We start from the raw sequence: 18,881 nt of genomic DNA, 5'->3' as shown, positions 1-18,881 counted from the left end.
ATGCGCGCGTCGCAGGGTTTATCGGGGGAATCGTGATAGGGCAGCGGGCTTGTCCGCGATTCGCGGCGCGGCGAACGAGAAAGGGGCGAAACCCGCATGTGCGAATTCCGCCCCGAACGCGATCGTGAACGCTTCAGCCGCGCGTCGCTTACGCGTATTTCAGGAACGCGCGATAGGCCTTGAGCGTCTCGTAGAGGTCGGCCTTGTCGATGACCTCCCACGGCGCGTGCATGTTCAGCACGGCCACGCCGCAGTCGATGACGTTCATGCCGTATTTGGCCAGGATGTAGGCGATGGTGCCGCCGCCTCCGATGTCCACCTTGCCAAGCTCTGCGGTCTGGAAGGCCGCTTCGCCCTTCTCCATGACGGCGCGGATCTTGGCCATGTATTCGGCGTTGGCGTCGTTGGAGCCGCTTTTGCCACGGCTGCCCGTGAACTTGTTGAATACCACGCCGCGGCCCAGGTATGCGGCGTTCTTCGTTTCGAACGCGCTCGCGTAAGACGGGTCGAAGCCCGCGGATACGTCGCTGGAAAGCATGCTGGAGTTGGCCAGGCAGCGGCGCAGGGGCAGGTCTCCCGCCTGGCCTGCCAGGTCCATGATCTCGGCGATGGTGTTCTCGAAGAACATCGAGGTCATGCCGGTGGCGCCCACGCTGCCGATTTCCTCTTTGTCCACGAGGATGCACACGCCGGTCTTGTCAAGGTCGGTCGCCTCGAGCTGGGCGATCAGGCTGGGGTAGGCGCACACGCGGTCGTCGTGGCCGTAGCCGATCACCATAGAACGGTCGAAGCCGCAGTCGCGGGCCGCGCCCGCGGGAACCACTTCCAGCTCGCTGGAAAGGAAGTCGGCCTCTTCCATGTCGTATTTCTCGGCCAGAATGGAAAGCAGCAGCGCCTTGACGGGCTCTTTCTCGGCAAGCTTCTCCAACTCGCTCGTCTGCGCGCCCGCGGCCTTCTCGGCCGCTTCGGGAGCCTTCGCCGGACGGCTGCCGGCCAGGATGTCGAGGTTTTCGCCTTCGATCACCTCGGAGGCCTTCTTTTGCAGCTGGTCTTGGGCCAGATGCACCAGCAGGTCGGTGACACAGAACACGGGGTCGCCTTCGTCTTCGCCCATGTTCACTTCCACGACGCCGCCGTCTTTCTTGGCGATCACGCCGTGGATGGCCAAGGGAAGGGTGACCCACTGGTATTTCTTGATGCCGCCGTAGTAGTGCGTGTCGAGCAGCGCGAATCCGCCCGCTTCGTAAAGCGGGTTCTGCTTGATGTCCAGGCGCGGGCTGTCGATGTGCGCGCCAAGGATGTTGAGGCCTTCCTCCATCGGGCGGCGGCCGATCTGGGCCAGGATGACCGACTTGCCGAAGCATTCGGCGTACACCTTGTCGCCGGCTTCGAGCGTGCGGCCTGCCGCGCGGGCTTCATCGACGGAGACATAGCCGGCCTCTCGGGCCATGGCGACGGCCGCGGCGGCGCACTCGCGCTCGGTTTTGTTCTCGCTGATGAATTTCTTGTAATCGGTCGCGAAAGACTCCACTGCGGCGAGGTCGGCCTCGTCGTAGGAGAGCCAGGCGTTCTTGTGCTCCATGGCTTCCTGCTTTCATCGGGCTGATGCGTATCAGGGTGCATGGTATAGCACGTCACGCCGCGGCGTCCGTCGGCCCGCCGCTATCCCGCCAAGTTCCATCTTTCATGCGCTGTGCGGTTGCGGCCCCGCTGCGCCGCGTGCCAGCGCCTTTCGCTTTATTCGGCTAAAGCGAAAGGTGCTGTTTTCGTGTGGCGCTTCTTCGGAAAAGGACGTTTTTGCGCGGAGGTGTGCCAAAACGCCGTTCGAGGCCTATAATAACCGGTCATATATAGCCCCGAATACGAAGGAGTAGCCACATGGCGTTTTATTACGAGGAGCCCTCGCGCACCTTCAACGAGTACCTGCTGGTCCCTGGGCACACGCCCGCCAGCTGCATCCCGACCAAGGTCAGCCTGAAAACGCCGCTTGTCCGCTACCGCAAGGGCGAAGAGGAGTGCCCTCTCTCGCTGAACATCCCCATGGTGTCCGCCATCATGGCCGCCGTTTCCGACGACCGCATGGCCGTGGCGCTGGCCACCGAAGGCGGCCTGTCCTTCATCTACGGCAACCAGTCCATCGAGGACCAGGCTGCCATGGTTTCCCGCGTGAAGCAGCATAAGGCCGGCTTCGTGGTGAGCGACGCAACCCTGTCTCCCGACATGACCCTCGAGCAGGTTCTCGAGCTCAAGGAGGTCACGGGCCATTCCACCATGCCCGTCACCGATGACGGCAAGCCCAACGGCAAGCTGCTCGGCGTGGTGACCGAGCGCGACTACCGCCTGTCCCGCATGTCCCTCGACGCCAAGGTCTGCGATTTCATGACTCCGCGCGAGAAGCTGATCGTGGCCCCCGCCGAGACCTCTCTCAAAGAGGCCAACGACATCATCTGGGACCACAAGCTCAACAGCCTCCCGCTGGTCGACGACCAGGATCACCTGGTCTACATGACCTTCCGTAAAGATTACGATTCCCATAAGGACAATCCGCTCGAGATGCTCGATGCCGAGAAGCGCTACATCGTGGGTGCGGGCATCAACTCCCGCGACTACGCCGAGCGCGTTCCCGCTCTGGTCGAGGCCGGCGCCGACGTGCTGTGCATTGACTCTTCCGAAGGCTTCTCCGACTGGCAGAAGATGACCATCGAATGGGTCCGCGAGCACTATGGCAACGACGTCAAGATCGGTGCGGGCAACGTCGTCGACCGCGAAGGCTTCCGCTTCCTCGCCGAGGCCGGCGCAGACTTCGTGAAGGTCGGTATCGGCGGCGGTTCCATCTGCATCACCCGCGAGACCAAGGGCATCGGCCGCGGCCAGGCCACCGCGACCATCGAAGTCGCCAAGGCCCGTGACGAGTACTTCGAGCAGACCGGCATCTACGTGCCGATCTGCTCCGACGGCGGCATCGTCTACGACCACCACATCTCCCTGGCCCTGGCCATGGGTTCCGACTTCGTCATGCTGGGCCGCTACTTCGCCCGCTTCGACGAGAGCCCCTCGAACAAGGTCGTCGTCAACGGCACCTACATGAAGGAATACTGGGGCGAAGGTTCCGCCCGCGCCCGCAACTGGGGTCGTTACGATCTGGGCGGCAAGAAGTCGCTGTCCTTCGAAGAGGGCGTCGACTCCTACGTGCCTTACGCCGGCAGCCTGAAGGACAACATCGCCGTCACGCTGCTCAAGATCCGCTCCACCATGTGCAACTGCGGCGCTCTGACCATCCCCGAGTTCCGCGACAAGGCGAAGCTGACCGTCGTCTCCTCCACGTCCATCGTCGAGGGCGGCGCTCATGACGTGCTCCTGAAGGACAAGACTCCCTACGTGAGCACCGCGCGCTAAGGCGCCCTTCCTGTCCACCGAGGAAAGTAGTTCTCATCAGGTACTTGAAGAACATATCTTCGCTGCTGCCGGCCTGCGTGCTGGCAGCAGCGCTTTGTCTGCCCATGCCCGCCGCCGCGGCATGGGCCGATGGCGTATCGGACGCGCAGCAGACGCTCGACGCGGCCGAGGAGCGCCTGGCGCAGATCAGCCAGGAGCACGCGAAGCTGCAAGACGAAGCGGACGGTCTGCAAGACCAGATCGATGACGCCGTCGAAGGCGTGCTCGAGGCCCAGGGCGAGGTCCAGGAGGGCCGCATCCGTCTGGGCGACATGATGTCGTACGAATACAAGACCGGCGGCGTGGGCGTGCTCAAGGTGCTGCTGAATTCCGAAAACCTCAGCGACCTGCTGAACAACCTGCATTACGTCGATTCGGTTCAGAAGGCCCAGGCCGAAGAAATCGAGCGTCAGCGTCAGCGCGAAGAGGCGTTCGCCTCTGCGCTCGATGACATGAACAAGAAGAAAGACGCGCAGATGGCCAAGATCGCCGAGGCCGAGCAGAAAAGCGCCGAGGCCGCCCAGGTGGTCTCCAACGCCGAGGCCCAGCTGGCGAAGGCCCAAGACGAAGCCGCCGCCGCGGCCGAGGCCGAGCGTCTTGCAGCGTTGAAGGCCCAGGCCGAAGCTCTGGCCGCCGAACAGGCGAAAGCCGCCGCAGCCGAGCCTCCTGCCGAACAGCCCCAGGCTTCTGCTCCTTCCGAACAGAAGCCGCCTGCATCGAACGATTCCGCATCCAACGGCTCGAACTCCCAGGCGGGCGGTTCCGGCAATACCGGCAATTCCAGCGGCCCCGCCGTCGACCAGGCGGGTTGGAAGACCGGCTCTGCTTCCGCATACGGCTCCACCACCGACGGCACGCTCGGCAAGCCCACGGCTTCGGGCGCGCTGGTCACCGAGACCTCCATGGGCGTTGCCGTGCCTCTGTCGTGGCCCAACGCGCGTTCGTATCTGGGCCGCCAGGTCGAAATAAGCTACGGCGGCTCCACGGTGGTCGCCACGGTGAACGACCTGGGCGGCATGGGCGGCGGCTCCCGATCGCTCGATCTGCAGCCGGGCGTCTGGAAGGCCTTCGGTGCAAGCTCGTGTTTCGATTGGGGCGTGCGCACCGTGAGCTATCGCTTCCTGTAGCATCGCGTTTCTCATCATTTCGCATAAGAAGGGCGTCGGCATCGTGCCGGCGCCCTTTTGCGTCGCCTCCGTTTTCCCGATGCGCGAGGTGCGTCAGCCGTTCGCGCGCGAATGCGCCCCGGTTTCTCACGGGCGCGTTAATTTTCTCGTGGGCGATTTCTCCATTCTTGCGTACGGCCGTATAATAGGCGGAATTCATGTTTCGAAAGCCGCGTGCGGCTGGACGTGCAAGATATCAGGAGCTGCAGATGAAAGAGTACAACCCCCATGAGATAGAGCCTCGTTGGCAGGCCGTCTGGGAGCAGACCGAACAGAACAAGATGGAAGAGGATTCCTCGAAGCCGAAGAAATACGTGCTCGAGATGTTCCCGTATCCGTCGGGCGACCCGCACATGGGCCACGCGCGCAACTACTCCATCGGCGACGTGATCGCCCGCTACAGCAAGATGCGCGGCTTCGACGTGTTGCACCCCATGGGTTGGGACGCCTTCGGCCTTCCCGCCGAAAACGCGGCCATCAAGCACAACGGCCATCCTGCCACCTGGACGTACGGCAACATCGAAACCCAGCGTAACGTGTTCAAGCGCATGGGCTTCTCCTACGACTGGGACCGCACGGTGCGCACGTGTGATAAGGAATACTATCGTTGGGGTCAGTGGATCTTCCTCAAGATGTGGGAGAAGGGCCTGGTCGAGCGTCGCAGCAACCCCGTGAATTGGTGCGAGTCCTGCCATACCGTTTTGGCGAACGAGCAGGTCACCGACGGCGTGTGCTGGCGCTGCGGCAACGCGGTCGAGCGCCGCGAGTTGGAGCAGTGGTACTTCAAGATCACCGAATACGCCCAGGAGCTGCTCGACGACCTTGACAAGCTGGATGGCTGGCCCGAGCGCGTCAAGCAGATGCAGGCCAACTGGATCGGTCGCTCCGAAGGCGCCGAGGTCGATTTCGCGCTGTGCGACGAAAACGGCGAGCCCATGGAGGGCCACGACATCACGGTGTTCACCACCCGCCCCGATACGCTGTTCGGCTGCAGCTTCTTCCTGCTGGCTCCCGAATACGACGGCCTGATCGAGCTGGTCGAAGGCACCGAGTACGAGGCCGCCGTGCGCGAGGTCATGGAAGGCGTCGAGAAGGTCACCGCCGTCGAGCGCGCCCAGGGCGACCTCGAGAAGCACGGTGCGTTCACGGGCCGCTACGTGGTCAACCCGATTAACGGCAAGAAGGTTCCCGTGTGGGTGGCCGACTACGTCGTGGCCGATTACGGCACAGGCGCCGTCATGGCCGTTCCCTGCGGCGACCAGCGCGATTTCGAGTTCGCCCGCAAATACGGCCTGCCCGTTCCGCCGATCATCCTGCCGAAGGAAGACGAGCTGTATGAACAGCTCAAAGACCAGCAGGACATGGTGGTCGAAAACGTCGATTGGGAACAGTCCTTCGAGGCCACGGGCTACCTGGTGCAGTCCGGCAAATACACAGGCATGGAGGGCGGCAAGCATTCTCCCGCCGTCGATGCGATCATCGGCGACCTGGAGGCTGCGGGCAAGGGCAAGCTGTCCGTGCAGTTCCGTCTGCGCGACTGGCTGATCAGCCGTCAGCGCTACTGGGGCAACCCTATCCCTGCGATCTATTGCGACGAGTGCGGCATCGTGCCCGTTCCCGAAGAGGACCTGCCGGTCGAGCTGCCGCTCGATCTTGACATCACCAAGGGCGAGCAGCTGGCCGACCACAAGGAATTCGTCGAGTGCGTCTGCCCGAAGTGCGGTCGCCCCGCACGTCGCGAGACCGACACCATGGACACGTTCACTTGCTCGAGCTGGTATTATCTGCGCTATTGCGACCCGCATAACGACCAGCTGCCGTTCGCTCCCGATAAGGCGAACCGCTACATGCCCGTCGACCAGTACATCGGCGGCATCGAGCATGCCATCTTGCACCTGCTGTACTCGCGCTTCTTCACGAAAGTCCTGCGCGACGCCGGCATGGTCGATTTCGACGAGCCGTTCACCAACCTGCTGTGCCAGGGCATGGTGAAAGACGAGCACGGCGAAACCATGTCCAAGTCGAAGGGCAACGTGGTTTCTCCCGTCGTCATGATGGACGAGTACGGCGCCGATGCCGTGCGCACCTACATTCTGTTCATGGCGCCGCCCGACAAAGACCTCGACTGGAACGAGGCTGGCCTCGGCGGCATCTATCGCTTCCTCAACCGCGCGTGGCGCATCGTTTACGACCTGATGGGCGAAGCGGACGAGCAGACCTACTACGAGGAAGGCGCCGCCACGGCGCAGCAGGCGGCCGAGTCGGCCAAGGTGCTGCTGCGCGAGCGTCATCGCGTCGTGGGCAAGGCGACCGACGATTTCGAGCGCAACAACTTCAACACGGCCATCTCCGCGATCATGGAGCTGGTGAACGCTTCCGGCGATTATCTGCGTAAGACCGCGCCGGACGCCCGCGACGCCGAACTCGGCCGCGACGTGGCCGAGACCATCGTGAAGCTGCTCGCGCCTATGGCCGCCCATATGTCCGAGGAGCTGTGGCACACGGTCCTCGGCCACGAGGGCAGCGTGCACAACGAGGCCTGGCCGACGTTCGATCCCGAGATGGCCAAGGCCGACGAGGTCGAGCTGGCCGTCCAGGTGAACGGCAAGGTGAAGGCCCGCATCACGGTTGCTGCCGACGCCGCCGAAACCGCGATTCTCGAAGAGGCCCTCGCGGCCGCTTCGAAGGCGGTCGAAGGCAAGACGGTCGTCAAGAAGATCGTCATCCCCGGCCGTTTGGTGAACATCGTCGTAAAATAAGCAAATCGTCCCGTCGCCCGTTGTGGCGGCGGGATTTTTTTGTTTCGGGCCTTGTTCGCGCGGGCGCCTCTGCAGTTTCGCGGCATGCGTTGCCCGATGTTGTCGATTCGCTCGTTGCGGCATCGGGCCGCTTGGTCGCGGGCGTCGTCTTTCGGGGCGGCGCCCGTTTCGCGTTCGCGCCCGGTCTCGTGCGGCGCTTTACGGGATTGCGGGTTTCGGACGGCGTATGACGGCACGTTTCAACGGGCGGCTTCGGCTTCGCTTCGATTGCGGACGGCTTTCCGTTGCGGATTTTGCGCTGCCGGGCGGGCCGTTTTGTGTTGCATTCTTGCAGACGCAGGCGATTTCCCGTGAAGGTCGACGGACGCGCAGGCTCGTTTTTCAAGGTGGGGTAGGATACGTCTGGAAATCGAGCGCGAGTGTTCTTGCGCGCGGCCCGGCGTGCGTCCGGGTTGTTCGGCGGGGCGAAAGGCCCGGGAAGGAAATACTTTGATCCGAGGATTCTTCAAAGGCGTCGGCGTCGTCGTGCTTCTGTGCTTGACGGTGCTTGTCGGCGTGAACGCTTGGGTCGTGCTTTCCACGAAGGGCGCCATATGCGCCTTGGACGAAGCGCTCGCCGCGGAAGCGCCCGAACGCGCCGACTGCATCATCGTGCTGGGCGCGAGCGTCTATGCCGACGGCTCGTTGTCTCCCATTCTCGAAAACCGCGTCGATGCCGCGATCGACCTGTACAACCGCGGGCTTGCATCTACGATTATCATGTCGGGCGACGGCCGCGAGGCGAACTACGACGAACCTTCCGCCATGAAACGCTACGCCGTCGAACGCGGCGTTCCCTCAGGCGACGTCTGCTGCGATCCGGGCGGATATCACACCTACGACACCATGTGGCGCGTCGCGAACGTGTACCGAGCCGAAAGCTGCTTCGTTGTCACTCAGGAATACCATCTGTACCGTTCCGTCTTCGACGCGCGCGGCGTCGGCTTGGAAACCGTCGGCGTGATCAGCGACGAGGGCACCTATGAGGATCAGTTCTGGTACGACGTGCGCGAAATGGCCGGTCGCGTGCAAGATTGCGGCCAGGTTCTGATCGGCGCCGTGCCCGACAATCCAGGCGCCGCTATCAGCCTGTAGCGTGCTGCGTCGGCTTGAGCGCTTCGGCGCTCTCCATGTTTCCGTCGCTCTCGAGTCCTGTTCGCATCTTCGCCACACGTTGCGCACGCTATACTGCTCCCTGGTTTCATAGACGGGGGAGGAATGGCTATGGGGATTGCCGACGAGGCGGCATTGTATGCGGTGGGCTATTGGATGCATGAAAACCATCCGACGCGCATCGAAGGGCTTTGCCTGAACGATATCCAGAAGAAAACGCCGTGCGACGAATGCAGCGCGGTCTGTCCTTCGCAGCTTTCGCTGCACGGGCCGACGCCCGATTGGCGCGGCTGCACCGATTGCGGCCTGTGCGTGACGGCATGTCCGACGCAGGCGGTCAACGCGTCGTCGACGCAGTGCGCGCGGGTGGAAAGCGCCGTTTCCGCAGCCCGCGGCTGCGTCGTGATCGCGTGCGAGCGCTATGAGGGCGATGCCGATGCGACGGTCGCATGCCTCGCATCGCTTCCTTGGGACGAAGTCGCCGCTTATGCCTTGGCCGTTCCCGTGGTGCTGAAAACGTCGCCGTGCAAGACATGCGAGCGTGCTTGCGCCGTGGCGCAGATCAAAGAGACGCTTTCCCGTTTGAAGGAGTTTTTCGGTCGCGACGAGTTCGCCGAGCGCATCATGCCTCGCGTTCCCGCATCTGTCGCGCCGCAACGTGCTGCTGCGCGCACGGCGGGCGCGCAGCGACGTCGCGCGTTGTCGACGGCTGCGGACGCCGTGAAAAAGGGCGCCGCGCATCTGGCCGATCCCTCGCAGGCGCCGCGCGTCTCTCGTTCGCGCGCGATGCTGCTCGATGCCGCACAGGCGCTTCCCGCGGAAAAACGCATCGAGCTGTGCTGGAAGACGCTTGTCGAAGACGGAGCCTGCAAAGGCTGCGGCGTCTGCGTGAACATGTGTCCCCACGGCGCTCTTTCGCTGACGGATGCGGATCCGGGCGATCAAATGCCCGCCGCAGGCTCCGAGCCGGGCGAGGGATCTTTCGTGCCGCGTTACTTGGCGCATGATGCAAGCCGGTGCACGCAATGCGGCTTATGCTACATGAGCTGTCCTCAGCAGAATTTGGGCGGGTGGGACGATATGCGCTCCTTCGACGTTCCCGCCGTGAAATACAATCCCATCGATGTGTCGGTGTGCGAGAAATGCGGGCGCTTGTTCAAGGCGGAGCCCGGCAGAGCGAAATGCCCGGCTTGCTCGCGTTTCCGTTTTGCTCCCAGGTAGGAAGAATCGGGGAGGGCCGCATTTCGAAGCGGTCCTCCCCGATGTCTTTACAGCTTTGTGTTCGATACCAGATCGCTCAGTTCTTGGCGGGAGTGGATGTCGAGTTTGCTGTAAATGTGCTTGCAGTGCGTGCGAACCGTATTTTCCGAAATGAACAGCTCTTCGGCGATCGAAGCCATGGATTTGCCGCGTGCGACCAGTTCCATGACTTCGGTTTCGCGAGACGAGAGTCCGTGTTTTTCGCGAACGACGATGCATTGTTTGGAAAGGCGGTCGGTGATGACGTGGTCGGTTCCTTCGAAGCGTCGCGCCGATCGGGGGCTCGTTGTCGTGCCTTGCTCCTGTTTTCGCATCGGCGTCTTCTTGCTCGTCGCATTCGCATCGATTCGAATGCCGGCTGTGTTTCCGTCGGTGTTTTCGGGTTCTTCGCTCGAATCGGGCTTCTCGTCGCCGATGCCGAGCGCCGCTGATGCCGATTTTCTGTGCAGCGCCAGCGGGGGCGTGAGAAATTCGATGCGGTCGATGCGTTTCGGCGCATCGTGTCCTTTCGCGCTCGTCGAGACGAAGAGAGCCATGCCGAGCACGTATGCGGCCACGATGGAAAGAAGCGCGGTTTGGCCGACGCCGAGTATTTCGATGTCGTTGGCGAACCATCCGAGAAGGAATCCGATGCCCTGGGCGATGTAGGCGGCGCTGCCGAAGAATCCGTAGACGAATACGGGGTTGGTTCCACGGTCGCGGGAGGTTTGGGCGCATTGCATCATCATGATGAGCGTCACAAGCGAGAATGCCATATAAGTCAGTCCCGCGAACAGGCTGAGGCCGACTTTCTGCATGAAGGGGAACAGGAAGAGGCCCGTTATCACGATGGGGTATACGCCGCGAAAGACCGTGCGCAGCCCGAACCGCACAGACGATGTGAGCCAAAGCGCCAGCAGGGTGGCGGCGGCAAGGAGAAGCCCCGCCATCGAGGCGAAGTTCACGACGTCCGAGATTTGCGGGTTGATCACGGCGACGCCGCGCGCGAGGCCGCTTGCGAAGGCGAGGGCGGCCACGCAAAGAGCGCTGGCTTTCGAGTCCTTGATGACCTGCATGTAAACTTGGGGATGCTCGCGCGGCACGTCTTCGAACATAGGCTGGTCGAAATCCATTTCTCGCGCCGAGAGGGAGAGACAGAGGGCGCATATGGGAAGCATCACGACGGGAATCAGAAATGCGGTAAGCGCTATGGGAATGAGGTAAAGGGCGAAATAGCATGCGCATGCCGCCGCCGCTCCTAAGATGAGGCGATAGTTGCTCGCTTCGGCTTCGATGGACGAGAAGTATCGTTGCCAAAGCATGAAGAAGCCGGCCGTTCCGACCCCCGTCGATATGCCGCCTGCCAAGACGAAGGCGATGGTGTAGACGGGTATATACATGGCGGCGATGACGCATGACGATCCGACGAGCACCATGCCTGCGCTGAGCGAAATGAGCATTTTGCGCGCTTGGGCGGGGAAGTAGTACGAGCCGAACGTGCTTGCGACGAATGCGGTGCAGAATGCGATGGTTTGCGCCAGATAGAAGGTGAGCGTCACCTCGTCGGTCTGAAAGTCTTTGGGAAGGAACGGGAATACGCCGCCCCAGATCTGCGTGGCGTTGATCACGGTGAAAAGCGCGTAGCCGATGCTCGATGCATGCGGTATAAGCTGGGTGGGATTCACGATTCTCCTTTTTACGACATCGTGCATCAGTGTGACGAACAAACGGCGTCCCGGCAAGCGAATCGAGGCTCAGTGTGAGAAATCACATGTGGGGTGTGATGCTTTCACCTGGTGTTTTACGTATATTCATGTCACACCGTTTCAAGGAATGATCCTTGATGAGAGGGGGAATCATGGTGAAAGAAATCGAAGGACATCCCGTTTCGCGACGCAATTTCGTGAAGGGCACCTTCGCGGGAGCCGTCGCCGGCGCGGGTGTTCTGGGCGGCGCTTCCATGTTCGGCTGCGCGCCGAAAAGCGAGGAGGCCGCGGCGCCCGAGGCCGCCGAGGAAACGATCGCGTGGAGCCAGTGCAACGTCAACTGCGGCGGCAACTGCGTGTTCCAGTGGCATGTCAAAGACGGCAAGGTCCAGTACATGGAATCCGATAACACGGGCGATATCGACCTTCAGGCGCGTGCCTGCCTGCGCGGCCGCTCCATGCGCCGCTGGCTGAACAGCCCCGACCGCCTGCTGTATCCCATGAAACGCGTCGGCAAGCGCGGCGAGGGCAAGTTCGAGCAGATCAGCTGGGACGAGGCTGTCCAGACCATCGCCGACAAGCTGAAGTACACGATCGACACGTACGGCAACGATGCCATCTACGTCAATTACGCCACGGGCATGTATTCTGCGACGGGTAATCCGTCTTCGCGTCTGCTCAACCTGCTGGGCGGTCACCTGAAGCGCGGCTACGACTATTCCACCAATATGATTTCGGCCGCTCTTCCGTATATGTACGGCGAAGAGTGCTCGCCCTACGACGACGTGTTCGCGTCTTCGATGACTGAGGCCGAGGCCAATTCCGACCTCGTGGTGATGTTCGGTAACAGCCCGGCCGAGACCCGCATGGGCGGCGCCAATATCGTGTGGGACTTCGCTCGTGTCCGCGAGGCCGTTCAGGGTCGCGGTGGCAAGATCGTCAACATCGACTATCGTATGAACGAGAGCGCTTCGGGCCATCCTGAGGAGTGGCTGCCGATTCGTCCCGGCACCGATGCCGCGCTGGCTTGCGCCCTTGCTCATGAGTTCATTGCGAACGATCAGGTCGACCTCGACTTCCTGCATACGTACTGCGTGGGCTACGACGAGGAGAGCATGCCTGAAAGCGCCAAGGGCCAGAATAAGTCCTACAAGGACTACATCATGGGCACCGGCTACGATATGGTCGAGAAGACCCCCGAGTGGGCCGCTCCGATCACGCAGATTCCGGCCGACACCATTCGCCAGCTTGCTGCCGACCTGTCCGCCGCCGAGGCTCCGTTCGTGGTTCAGGGCTGGGGTCCGCAGCGTCACACCAACGGCGAGGACACCTGCCGTGCGATTTGCATGATTCCCGTCCTGCTGGGCAAGATCGGCCTTCCCGGCACCAATACCGGCCAGCGCGAGGCCGAGCCGTCCGTTTCGCTGGTCGGCGGTCTGCCGTCCGGCAAGAACCCCGTTAAAGCACGTATCCCATGCTACGAATGGCTTAATGCCGTCGACCACGGCAAAGAGATGACCGCCACCAATGCGGGTATCACCGGCGTCGACCAGCTGAGCAACGACATCAAGTTCCTGTGGAACTATGCGGGCAACTGCATCACTAACCAGCATGGCGATATCAACAAGGTGCACGAGATCCTTTCCGACGAGAGCAAGTGCGAGTTCATTCTGGTTTGGGACACCGTGATGACCGACTCCGCCAAGTACGCGGACATCCTGCTGCCCGACGCCATGCGCTCCGAGCAGCTCAACATGAAGACCAACGGCTACACCGAGTGGTACACGGGCGTGTGCGTGGGCGGTCCTGCCCAGGAGGCGCCGGGCGAGTGCCGCACGAGCTATGACGTGATGGCGGACATCGCGGACAAGTTCGGCATGAAAGAGCAGTTCACCGAGGGCAAGACCCAGGAGCAGTGGATCCAGGAGATCTACGAGGCGGGCGCCGCCGAGGATTCCGAGATGCCCAGCTGGGACGAAATCAAGGCCCAGGGCCTGTACAAGCGCGCCCTTCCGACGGCTATCGGCATGAAGGATTTCCGCGACGATCCCGTGGCCAATCCGCTTGCCACCCCGTCCGGCAAGATCGAGATCTATTCCGAGCAGCTGGCCGAAATCGCCGCTACGTGGGAGCTCGAAGAGGGCGACGCGATCAACCCGATCCCGATGTTTTTCGCGGGCTTCCAGGGCTACGGCAGCACTACCGACGAGTTCCCGCTGTACTGCTCCGGTTTCCACCACAAGAGCCGCACTCATTCGTCGTTCGGCTTCATCCCCGAACTCGAGGCCGTTGCGCGTCAGCAGCTGTGGATCAATCCGGCCGACGCCGAGAGCCGCGGCATCGCTTCGGGCGACATGTGCTCGGTGAAAAGCCCCGCGGGCGAGATCCGCATCGAGGCCAAAGTCACGTCCCGCATCGTCCCCGGCACCGTGGGCATTCCGCAGGGCGCGTGGCACAAGGCCGACATGTTCGGCGACAAGGTCGATAAGGGCGCATGCGTGAACACGCTCACCACGTACAGGCCTTCGCCGCTTGGAAAGGGCAACGGCAACGCCCACACCATGATCGTCCAGGTCGCCAAGGCTTAAAGGGGGAAATGCAATGGCTTACGGATTCTATTTCGACAGCACCCGCTGCACGGGTTGCCGCACGTGCGAGATGGCGTGCAAAGACTATAAAGACCTGCCCGCCGACGTGGCCTTCCGCAGGGTGTTCGACTACGAGGGCGGAAGCTGCTCCCTCGGCGCCGACGGCACCGCGACGTGCGACGCGTTCATGTACCACGTCTCCGATGCGTGCAATCACTGCGAGAACCCCAAGTGCTTCGCGGCGTGTCCGACGGGCGCGATCGAGAAGGACGAAGACGGCATCGTGTTCATCAACCAGGACACCTGCACGGGCAACGGCGCCTGCGTGGACGCCTGCCCCTACGGCGTGCCGATCCTGGTGAAGGAAGAGAACAAGGCCAAGAAGTGCGACATGTGCCGCGACCGCGTGGCCGAGGGCAAGCAGCCCATCTGCGTCGAGGCCTGCCCGCTGCGCGCGCTCGAGTGGGGCGATCTGGACGAGCTCAAGGCGGCCCATCCCGACGCCGTGGCCGGCATCGCGCCTCTGGCCGATCCGTCCTTGACGGTTCCGAGCCTGCTCATCAAGGCGTGCCCTGCCGCCAAGGAGCCGGGCGACGCTACGGGCTTCGTGGCCAACGAGCTGGAGATCTAGACGGGCTTGCGATCGGGCGGCGCGCTTTCGCCCGCCCGATCGCGGCGTGCGTCTTTCTGCGATTTCGCCTCGCGCTTTTGGGCGCGGGGCGTTTTTCGTACAATAAGGCGGCTGTTCGCGTCGAAAGGGGGAGGTTTTGGCGCGCGGATTCTTCTTCGACAATACGCGGTGCACGGGGTGTCGCACGTGCATGGCCGCCTGCGCCGACTATCACGGGCTGGCGGCGGGGCATGTCTATCGCCGCGTCATCGATTACGAGGGCGGCGTCTGCGAAAGCGGCGCCGACGGATGCGTCAGGGTCACCTCCTACGTCTACCACATATCGCTTGCCTGCAATCATTGCGACAGGCCCGAATGCGTGCACGTGTGCCCGACGGGCGCCATGCATAAAAACGAGCTCGACCTGGTGTGCGTCGATGCGAAGAAATGCATCGGCTGCGGCTACTGCACCGTCGCGTGCCCGTATCATGCGCCGTCGATCGACGAATTCACCCGTCAAAGCTCGAAGTGCGACGGGTGCTCGAGCCGCGTGGCCGAGGGCAAGCAGCCCATCTGCGTCGAGGCCTGCCCGCTTCGCGCGCTCGCCGCAGGCGATGCCGACGACATGGCGTCGCTTCGTTCCGAGGCCGTATCCGACGTGCTTCCGTTGCCTGATTCGTCGTATACGGAGCCGAATCTTTTCATGCTCTTGTCGCCCGCAGCGGCTGCGGCCGAACGCGGCGAGGGGGCGATCGCCAACCCTTGCGAGCTGGGAGACCTGGGAGGGGAATAGGCCGCGCCGTTTCGCGGCTTCATGGGAGGAGGACCATGAATCAAGAAAAGACGTATCGCGTGTGCGACCCCGAACGCAGTGCGGCGATGCTTCGCGACGAGGAGTTTCTCGAGGCGTTCGCGGCCTGCGCCGATATCCTCGGGTCCTGCTTCTTGTTCCATCCGGTCAAAGAAGGCGCCGCCCGCGCCTTCGGAATGCTGCGCGATATCGACATCGCGCTCGATTGGCCGTTCGGAGAGGAAGCGGATCGCGTGGAGGCCGCTTGTCGTTTTGCGTGCGGCACGGACGAGTTTCCCGATGCGATGTCGGAGGAATTCACGCGTCTCATACGCGGAGCCGGCTTCTCCCCCGCGCCGCCGTGGGGGTCGGTATACATGGATCGCGAGAAAGTGATGTACGGGCGCACATGGGTCCTTCTGCGCGACTGGATGCGCGCGCATGCCGTGAGCGGCCTTTATGCCGAAAACGATCCGGAGGATCAGTTCGGGCGCCTGCTCATTCTGGCTGCAGAGGTTGCGCGATCGCGCCCCGATCTTCTATGCGAGCTGCTCGGCGACCATCTGCTGTGCTGGTCCGACCGCTTTCTCGATGCCTTCGCCGCCGCGGCGGCCACCGAGACGTATCGCGGCTTGACGCTTCTGTGCAAGGCGACGCTCGATGACGTGCGCGCGCTGCTTGCGATCGAGCCTGCTGCGCGCAGGATATATAGATAGGGGGCAGGGTCATGGGGTTCAGCGGAGGTTCGCTGGCGGTGTTCACCGCGTTGGCTCCCGCCGGCGCGGTCGCCTTCGCGTTGACGACGATGTATCTTCTGGTGCACCGCGATACGGCTGCGGCCGTGCGCGATAGGATGAATCATGCGCTGATCGTCCCGCTTGCTGTTGCTTGGGCGGGCTTCATCGCGTCGGCGACGCATTTGGGAACGCCTGCGAACGCCCTGCATGCCGTCGAGGGCATCGGGCGTTCTCCTCTATCCAATGAAGTCGCGGCCGTCGTCGCATTCTTGTTCGCGGCCGGGGTGTATTGGCTCTATACGTTCAAGCTGACGTATAGCCGCCGGTTCGCGAACACGCTCGCCGTCGCGTCGGTTGTCGCGTGTGCTGCGATGGTCGCCATGGTGGCGCTTGCGTATTCGGTGCCTACGGTGCCTTCGTGGGATACGTGGCATGCGCCCGTTAACTTGGGGCTTGCCGCCCTGGTGGGGGGCGTGTCGCTCGGTGCTTCGATAATGCGGGCGTTTCGTCCCGAGACCGGTCGCTGGCATGCATGCGCGCTCAAGGCCTTGCCGCCGCTTATCGTTGTGCTGGCGGGAATGATGGCGTGCCATGCGCTGTTCTTGACGGGAATTTCGAACAACGTGGCTTCCGCCGCCGATGTCGTACCTTCTTATGTCGTGTCAATCGTCGTTTTTTCGGCGCTTGCTTCGACTGGTTGGTTCATGCAGCGCAAGTCGGCGAAGGCGGCGGGCTTGAGGGCATGCGCCGTCGATGTTTGCGGCTGCGTGCTTGTGCTTTCAAGCGTGCTCGTTTCTCGTCTTCCGTTTTACGCCTCGTATTTGTCAGCGGGTTTTTGAGCGAAACTCCGCCGGCCGTCGGGGCCGGTTGCCGCATGTCTTCATTTCCGTGCCTTTCCCCTGCGCTTTCTAATGCATAGCGCCCGTTTGCCGGCGCGTATTGTCCGCCCTCCGCTTTCGGGGGGCTTTTTTGTGCTCTGTTCACTTCATCGCTCTGCTGTGCTATACTATCAGCCAAGCACTTTAGCATGCTAAAGTGATGGAGGAACATAATGAGGAAAACGTTTCAGAAAGAAGGGTGACGAAATGAAGAAGAAGCTGTCTTTGATCATCGCCTTCGTGGCGGCGATGGCCCTGTCGGCCGTCATGCTGGCAGGCTGCGGCGGCGGTGCCGCAACGGAAAGCGAACCCCAGGGCGCGCCCGCCGAGGGCGCCGAGTTCATCGTCGGATTCGACCAGTCGTATCCGCCCTACGGTTTCGTCGGCAACGACGGCAACTACACCGGCTTCGACCTCGATCTGGCCGCCGAGGTGGCCGAGCGCAACGGATGGACGGTCAAATACGAGCCCATCGATTGGGATGCCAAGGACACCTTGCTCAATAGCGGTGCTATTTCCTGCATTTGGAACGGCTTCACCATGGAAGGCCGCGAAGCCGACTACGCCTTCTCCGAGCCCTATATGCTCAACGGCCAGGTGGTCGTGGTGAAGAAGGACAAGGGCATCTCGTCCTTCGACGACCTGGCGGGCAAGACCGTCATCACCCAGGTCGATTCCGCCGCCCTCGACGTGCTCGAAGGCGACAAGGCCGGCCTCGCCGCAACTTTCGGCAAGCTCGAGACCATCGGCGAGTACAACACCGCCTTCATGCAGCTCGAATCCGGCGCTGTGGATGCGGTCGCCTGCGACTTGTCCATCGCTCAGTACCAGATGAGCGCGAAGCCCGATGCCTACGTCATGCTTGACGAAACGCTTTCCTCCGAACACTACGCGGTCGGCTTCAAGAAGGGCAACGTCGAAACCGCCGAGAAAGTCAGCCAGACGCTGAAGGCCATGTACGAAGACGGCACGATCGAGGAGCTTTGCAACAAGTATTCCGAGTACGGTTTGTCTTTTGAGAACTGGCTCATCAAGTAAAGCCGTTTTCAGGTAGACTTCCCAGAGAACGAACCTGTAACACCATCGCGGACGGGCGCACGCTCGTCCGCGATTTGCGCTGTAGAGAGAGGATAGTCGTGGACATCGGTACTATGTTGGGAATCCTTGGATCGGGATTCCTGGTCACCTTGCAGATCTTTTTCCTGACCCTGGTCGGGTCGCTGCCGCTCGGCATCGTCGTGGCCTTCGGCCGCATGAGCAAGTTCAAGCCGCTGGCGCTGCTGGTCAGGTTCTACATCTCGATCATGCGCGGCACGCCGCTCATGCTGCAGATGTTCTTCATTTACTTCGCCCCGTATTACATCTTCGGCATCGAGCTGAGCACCGAATCGAAGTTCAGCGCGACCATCGTGGCGTTCATCATCAACTACGCCGCCTACTTCGCCGAGATCTATCGAAGCGGCATCCAGTCCGTGCCGAAGGGCCAGCTCGAGGCCGCGCAGGTTCTGGGCTATTCCCGTGTGCAGACGTTTACCAAGATCGTGCTTCCGCAGGTGGTCAAGCGCATTCTGCCCGCCATGGCCAACGAAATCATCACGCTGGTCAAAGACACGTCGCTGGCGTTCGCTATCGGCGTCGGCGAGATGTTCAGCTCGGCCAAGGCGCTCGTGGCCTCGCAGGTGTCTATGCTGCCGTTCGTGTTCGCGGCCATCTTCTACTGGGTCTTCAACTTCGTGGTGGAGGTCATCCTCAACCGCGTCGAGAAAAAGATGAACTACTACCACGACTAAGGGTCGAGGCTTGACGAATAAGGAAGTTGTC

14 protein-coding genes are annotated in these 18,881 nt (G+C 62.2%); 12 read left to right on the top strand and 2 right to left on the bottom strand.

Going from position 1 to position 18,881, the window contains the following annotated elements; translation table 11 throughout:
* Positions 1-148 precede the first annotated feature (148 nt).
* Positions 149-1,582: an aminopeptidase gene (locus DMP07_RS05845; RefSeq protein WP_123198205.1), complete on the bottom strand. Its 1,434-nt coding sequence runs from the start codon at positions 1,580-1,582 to the stop codon at positions 149-151.
* A gap of 296 nt (positions 1,583-1,878) precedes the next feature.
* Between DMP07_RS05845 and DMP07_RS05840 the strand changes: the two genes are divergently transcribed.
* From DMP07_RS05840 to DMP07_RS05820, 5 genes are all read left to right on the top strand, one after another.
* On the top strand, positions 1,879-3,396 hold the full coding sequence (locus DMP07_RS05840; protein WP_123198204.1) for an IMP dehydrogenase: 1,518 nt from the start codon (positions 1,879-1,881) through the stop codon (positions 3,394-3,396).
* 44 nt (positions 3,397-3,440) lie between these two features.
* Complete coding sequence (locus DMP07_RS05835) at positions 3,441-4,562, top strand: coiled-coil domain-containing protein (RefSeq protein WP_244594889.1); 1,122 nt, start codon at positions 3,441-3,443, stop codon at positions 4,560-4,562.
* A 248-nt stretch (positions 4,563-4,810) separates the two neighbouring features.
* Complete coding sequence (leuS, locus tag DMP07_RS05830) at positions 4,811-7,360, top strand: leucine--tRNA ligase (protein ID WP_123198203.1); 2,550 nt, start codon at positions 4,811-4,813, stop codon at positions 7,358-7,360.
* A gap of 489 nt (positions 7,361-7,849) precedes the next feature.
* On the top strand, positions 7,850-8,494 hold the full coding sequence (locus tag DMP07_RS05825; RefSeq protein ID WP_244594888.1) for a SanA/YdcF family protein: 645 nt from the start codon (positions 7,850-7,852) through the stop codon (positions 8,492-8,494).
* A 123-nt stretch (positions 8,495-8,617) separates the two neighbouring features.
* Complete coding sequence (locus tag DMP07_RS05820) at positions 8,618-9,733, top strand: 4Fe-4S dicluster domain-containing protein (RefSeq protein WP_123198202.1); 1,116 nt, start codon at positions 8,618-8,620, stop codon at positions 9,731-9,733.
* Between the two features lie 47 nt (positions 9,734-9,780).
* On the opposite strand, the gene DMP07_RS05815 is transcribed toward DMP07_RS05820, so the two are convergent.
* Positions 9,781-11,463 carry a helix-turn-helix transcriptional regulator gene (locus DMP07_RS05815; RefSeq protein ID WP_123198201.1) on the bottom strand — a complete coding sequence of 561 codons (1,683 nt, stop codon included), beginning with the start codon at positions 11,461-11,463 and terminating at the stop codon, positions 9,781-9,783.
* 146 nt (positions 11,464-11,609) lie between these two features.
* Between DMP07_RS05815 and DMP07_RS05810 the strand changes: the two genes are divergently transcribed.
* From DMP07_RS05810 to DMP07_RS05780, 7 genes are all read left to right on the top strand, one after another.
* Positions 11,610-14,045, top strand: a complete 2,436-nt coding sequence (locus tag DMP07_RS05810) for a DMSO/selenate family reductase complex A subunit (protein WP_123198200.1) — start codon at positions 11,610-11,612, stop codon at positions 14,043-14,045.
* 13 nt (positions 14,046-14,058) lie between these two features.
* Positions 14,059-14,676, top strand: coding sequence for a 4Fe-4S dicluster domain-containing protein (locus tag DMP07_RS05805; protein WP_123198199.1), 618 nt, complete (start codon positions 14,059-14,061; stop codon positions 14,674-14,676).
* Between the two features lie 136 nt (positions 14,677-14,812).
* The gene (locus DMP07_RS05800; RefSeq protein ID WP_123198198.1) at positions 14,813-15,448 is read left to right on the top strand and encodes a 4Fe-4S dicluster domain-containing protein; all 636 of its coding nucleotides are present in this window, start codon (positions 14,813-14,815) and stop codon (positions 15,446-15,448) included.
* Between the two features lie 35 nt (positions 15,449-15,483).
* On the top strand, positions 15,484-16,161 hold the full coding sequence (locus tag DMP07_RS05795) for a molecular chaperone TorD family protein (RefSeq protein ID WP_123198197.1): 678 nt from the start codon (positions 15,484-15,486) through the stop codon (positions 16,159-16,161).
* An 11-nt stretch (positions 16,162-16,172) separates the two neighbouring features.
* Entirely contained in the window at positions 16,173-17,021 is an 849-nt protein-coding gene (locus DMP07_RS05790; protein ID WP_123198196.1) for a dimethyl sulfoxide reductase anchor subunit family protein, read from the top strand.
* Positions 17,022-17,267: 246 nt separating this feature from the next.
* Positions 17,268-18,098: an amino acid ABC transporter substrate-binding protein gene (locus DMP07_RS05785; protein WP_123198195.1), complete on the top strand. Its 831-nt coding sequence runs from the start codon at positions 17,268-17,270 to the stop codon at positions 18,096-18,098.
* A 113-nt stretch (positions 18,099-18,211) separates the two neighbouring features.
* Positions 18,212-18,850: an amino acid ABC transporter permease gene (locus DMP07_RS05780; protein WP_425303985.1), complete on the top strand. Its 639-nt coding sequence runs from the start codon at positions 18,212-18,214 to the stop codon at positions 18,848-18,850.
* Positions 18,851-18,881 lie beyond the last annotated feature (31 nt).

Origin of the sequence: Slackia faecicanis, from assembly GCF_003725295.1 — a bacterium.
In the GTDB taxonomy this organism is placed as follows: Bacteria; Actinomycetota; Coriobacteriia; order Coriobacteriales; family Eggerthellaceae; genus Slackia; species Slackia faecicanis.
This window is presented reverse-complemented; position numbering and strand designations above follow the sequence as displayed.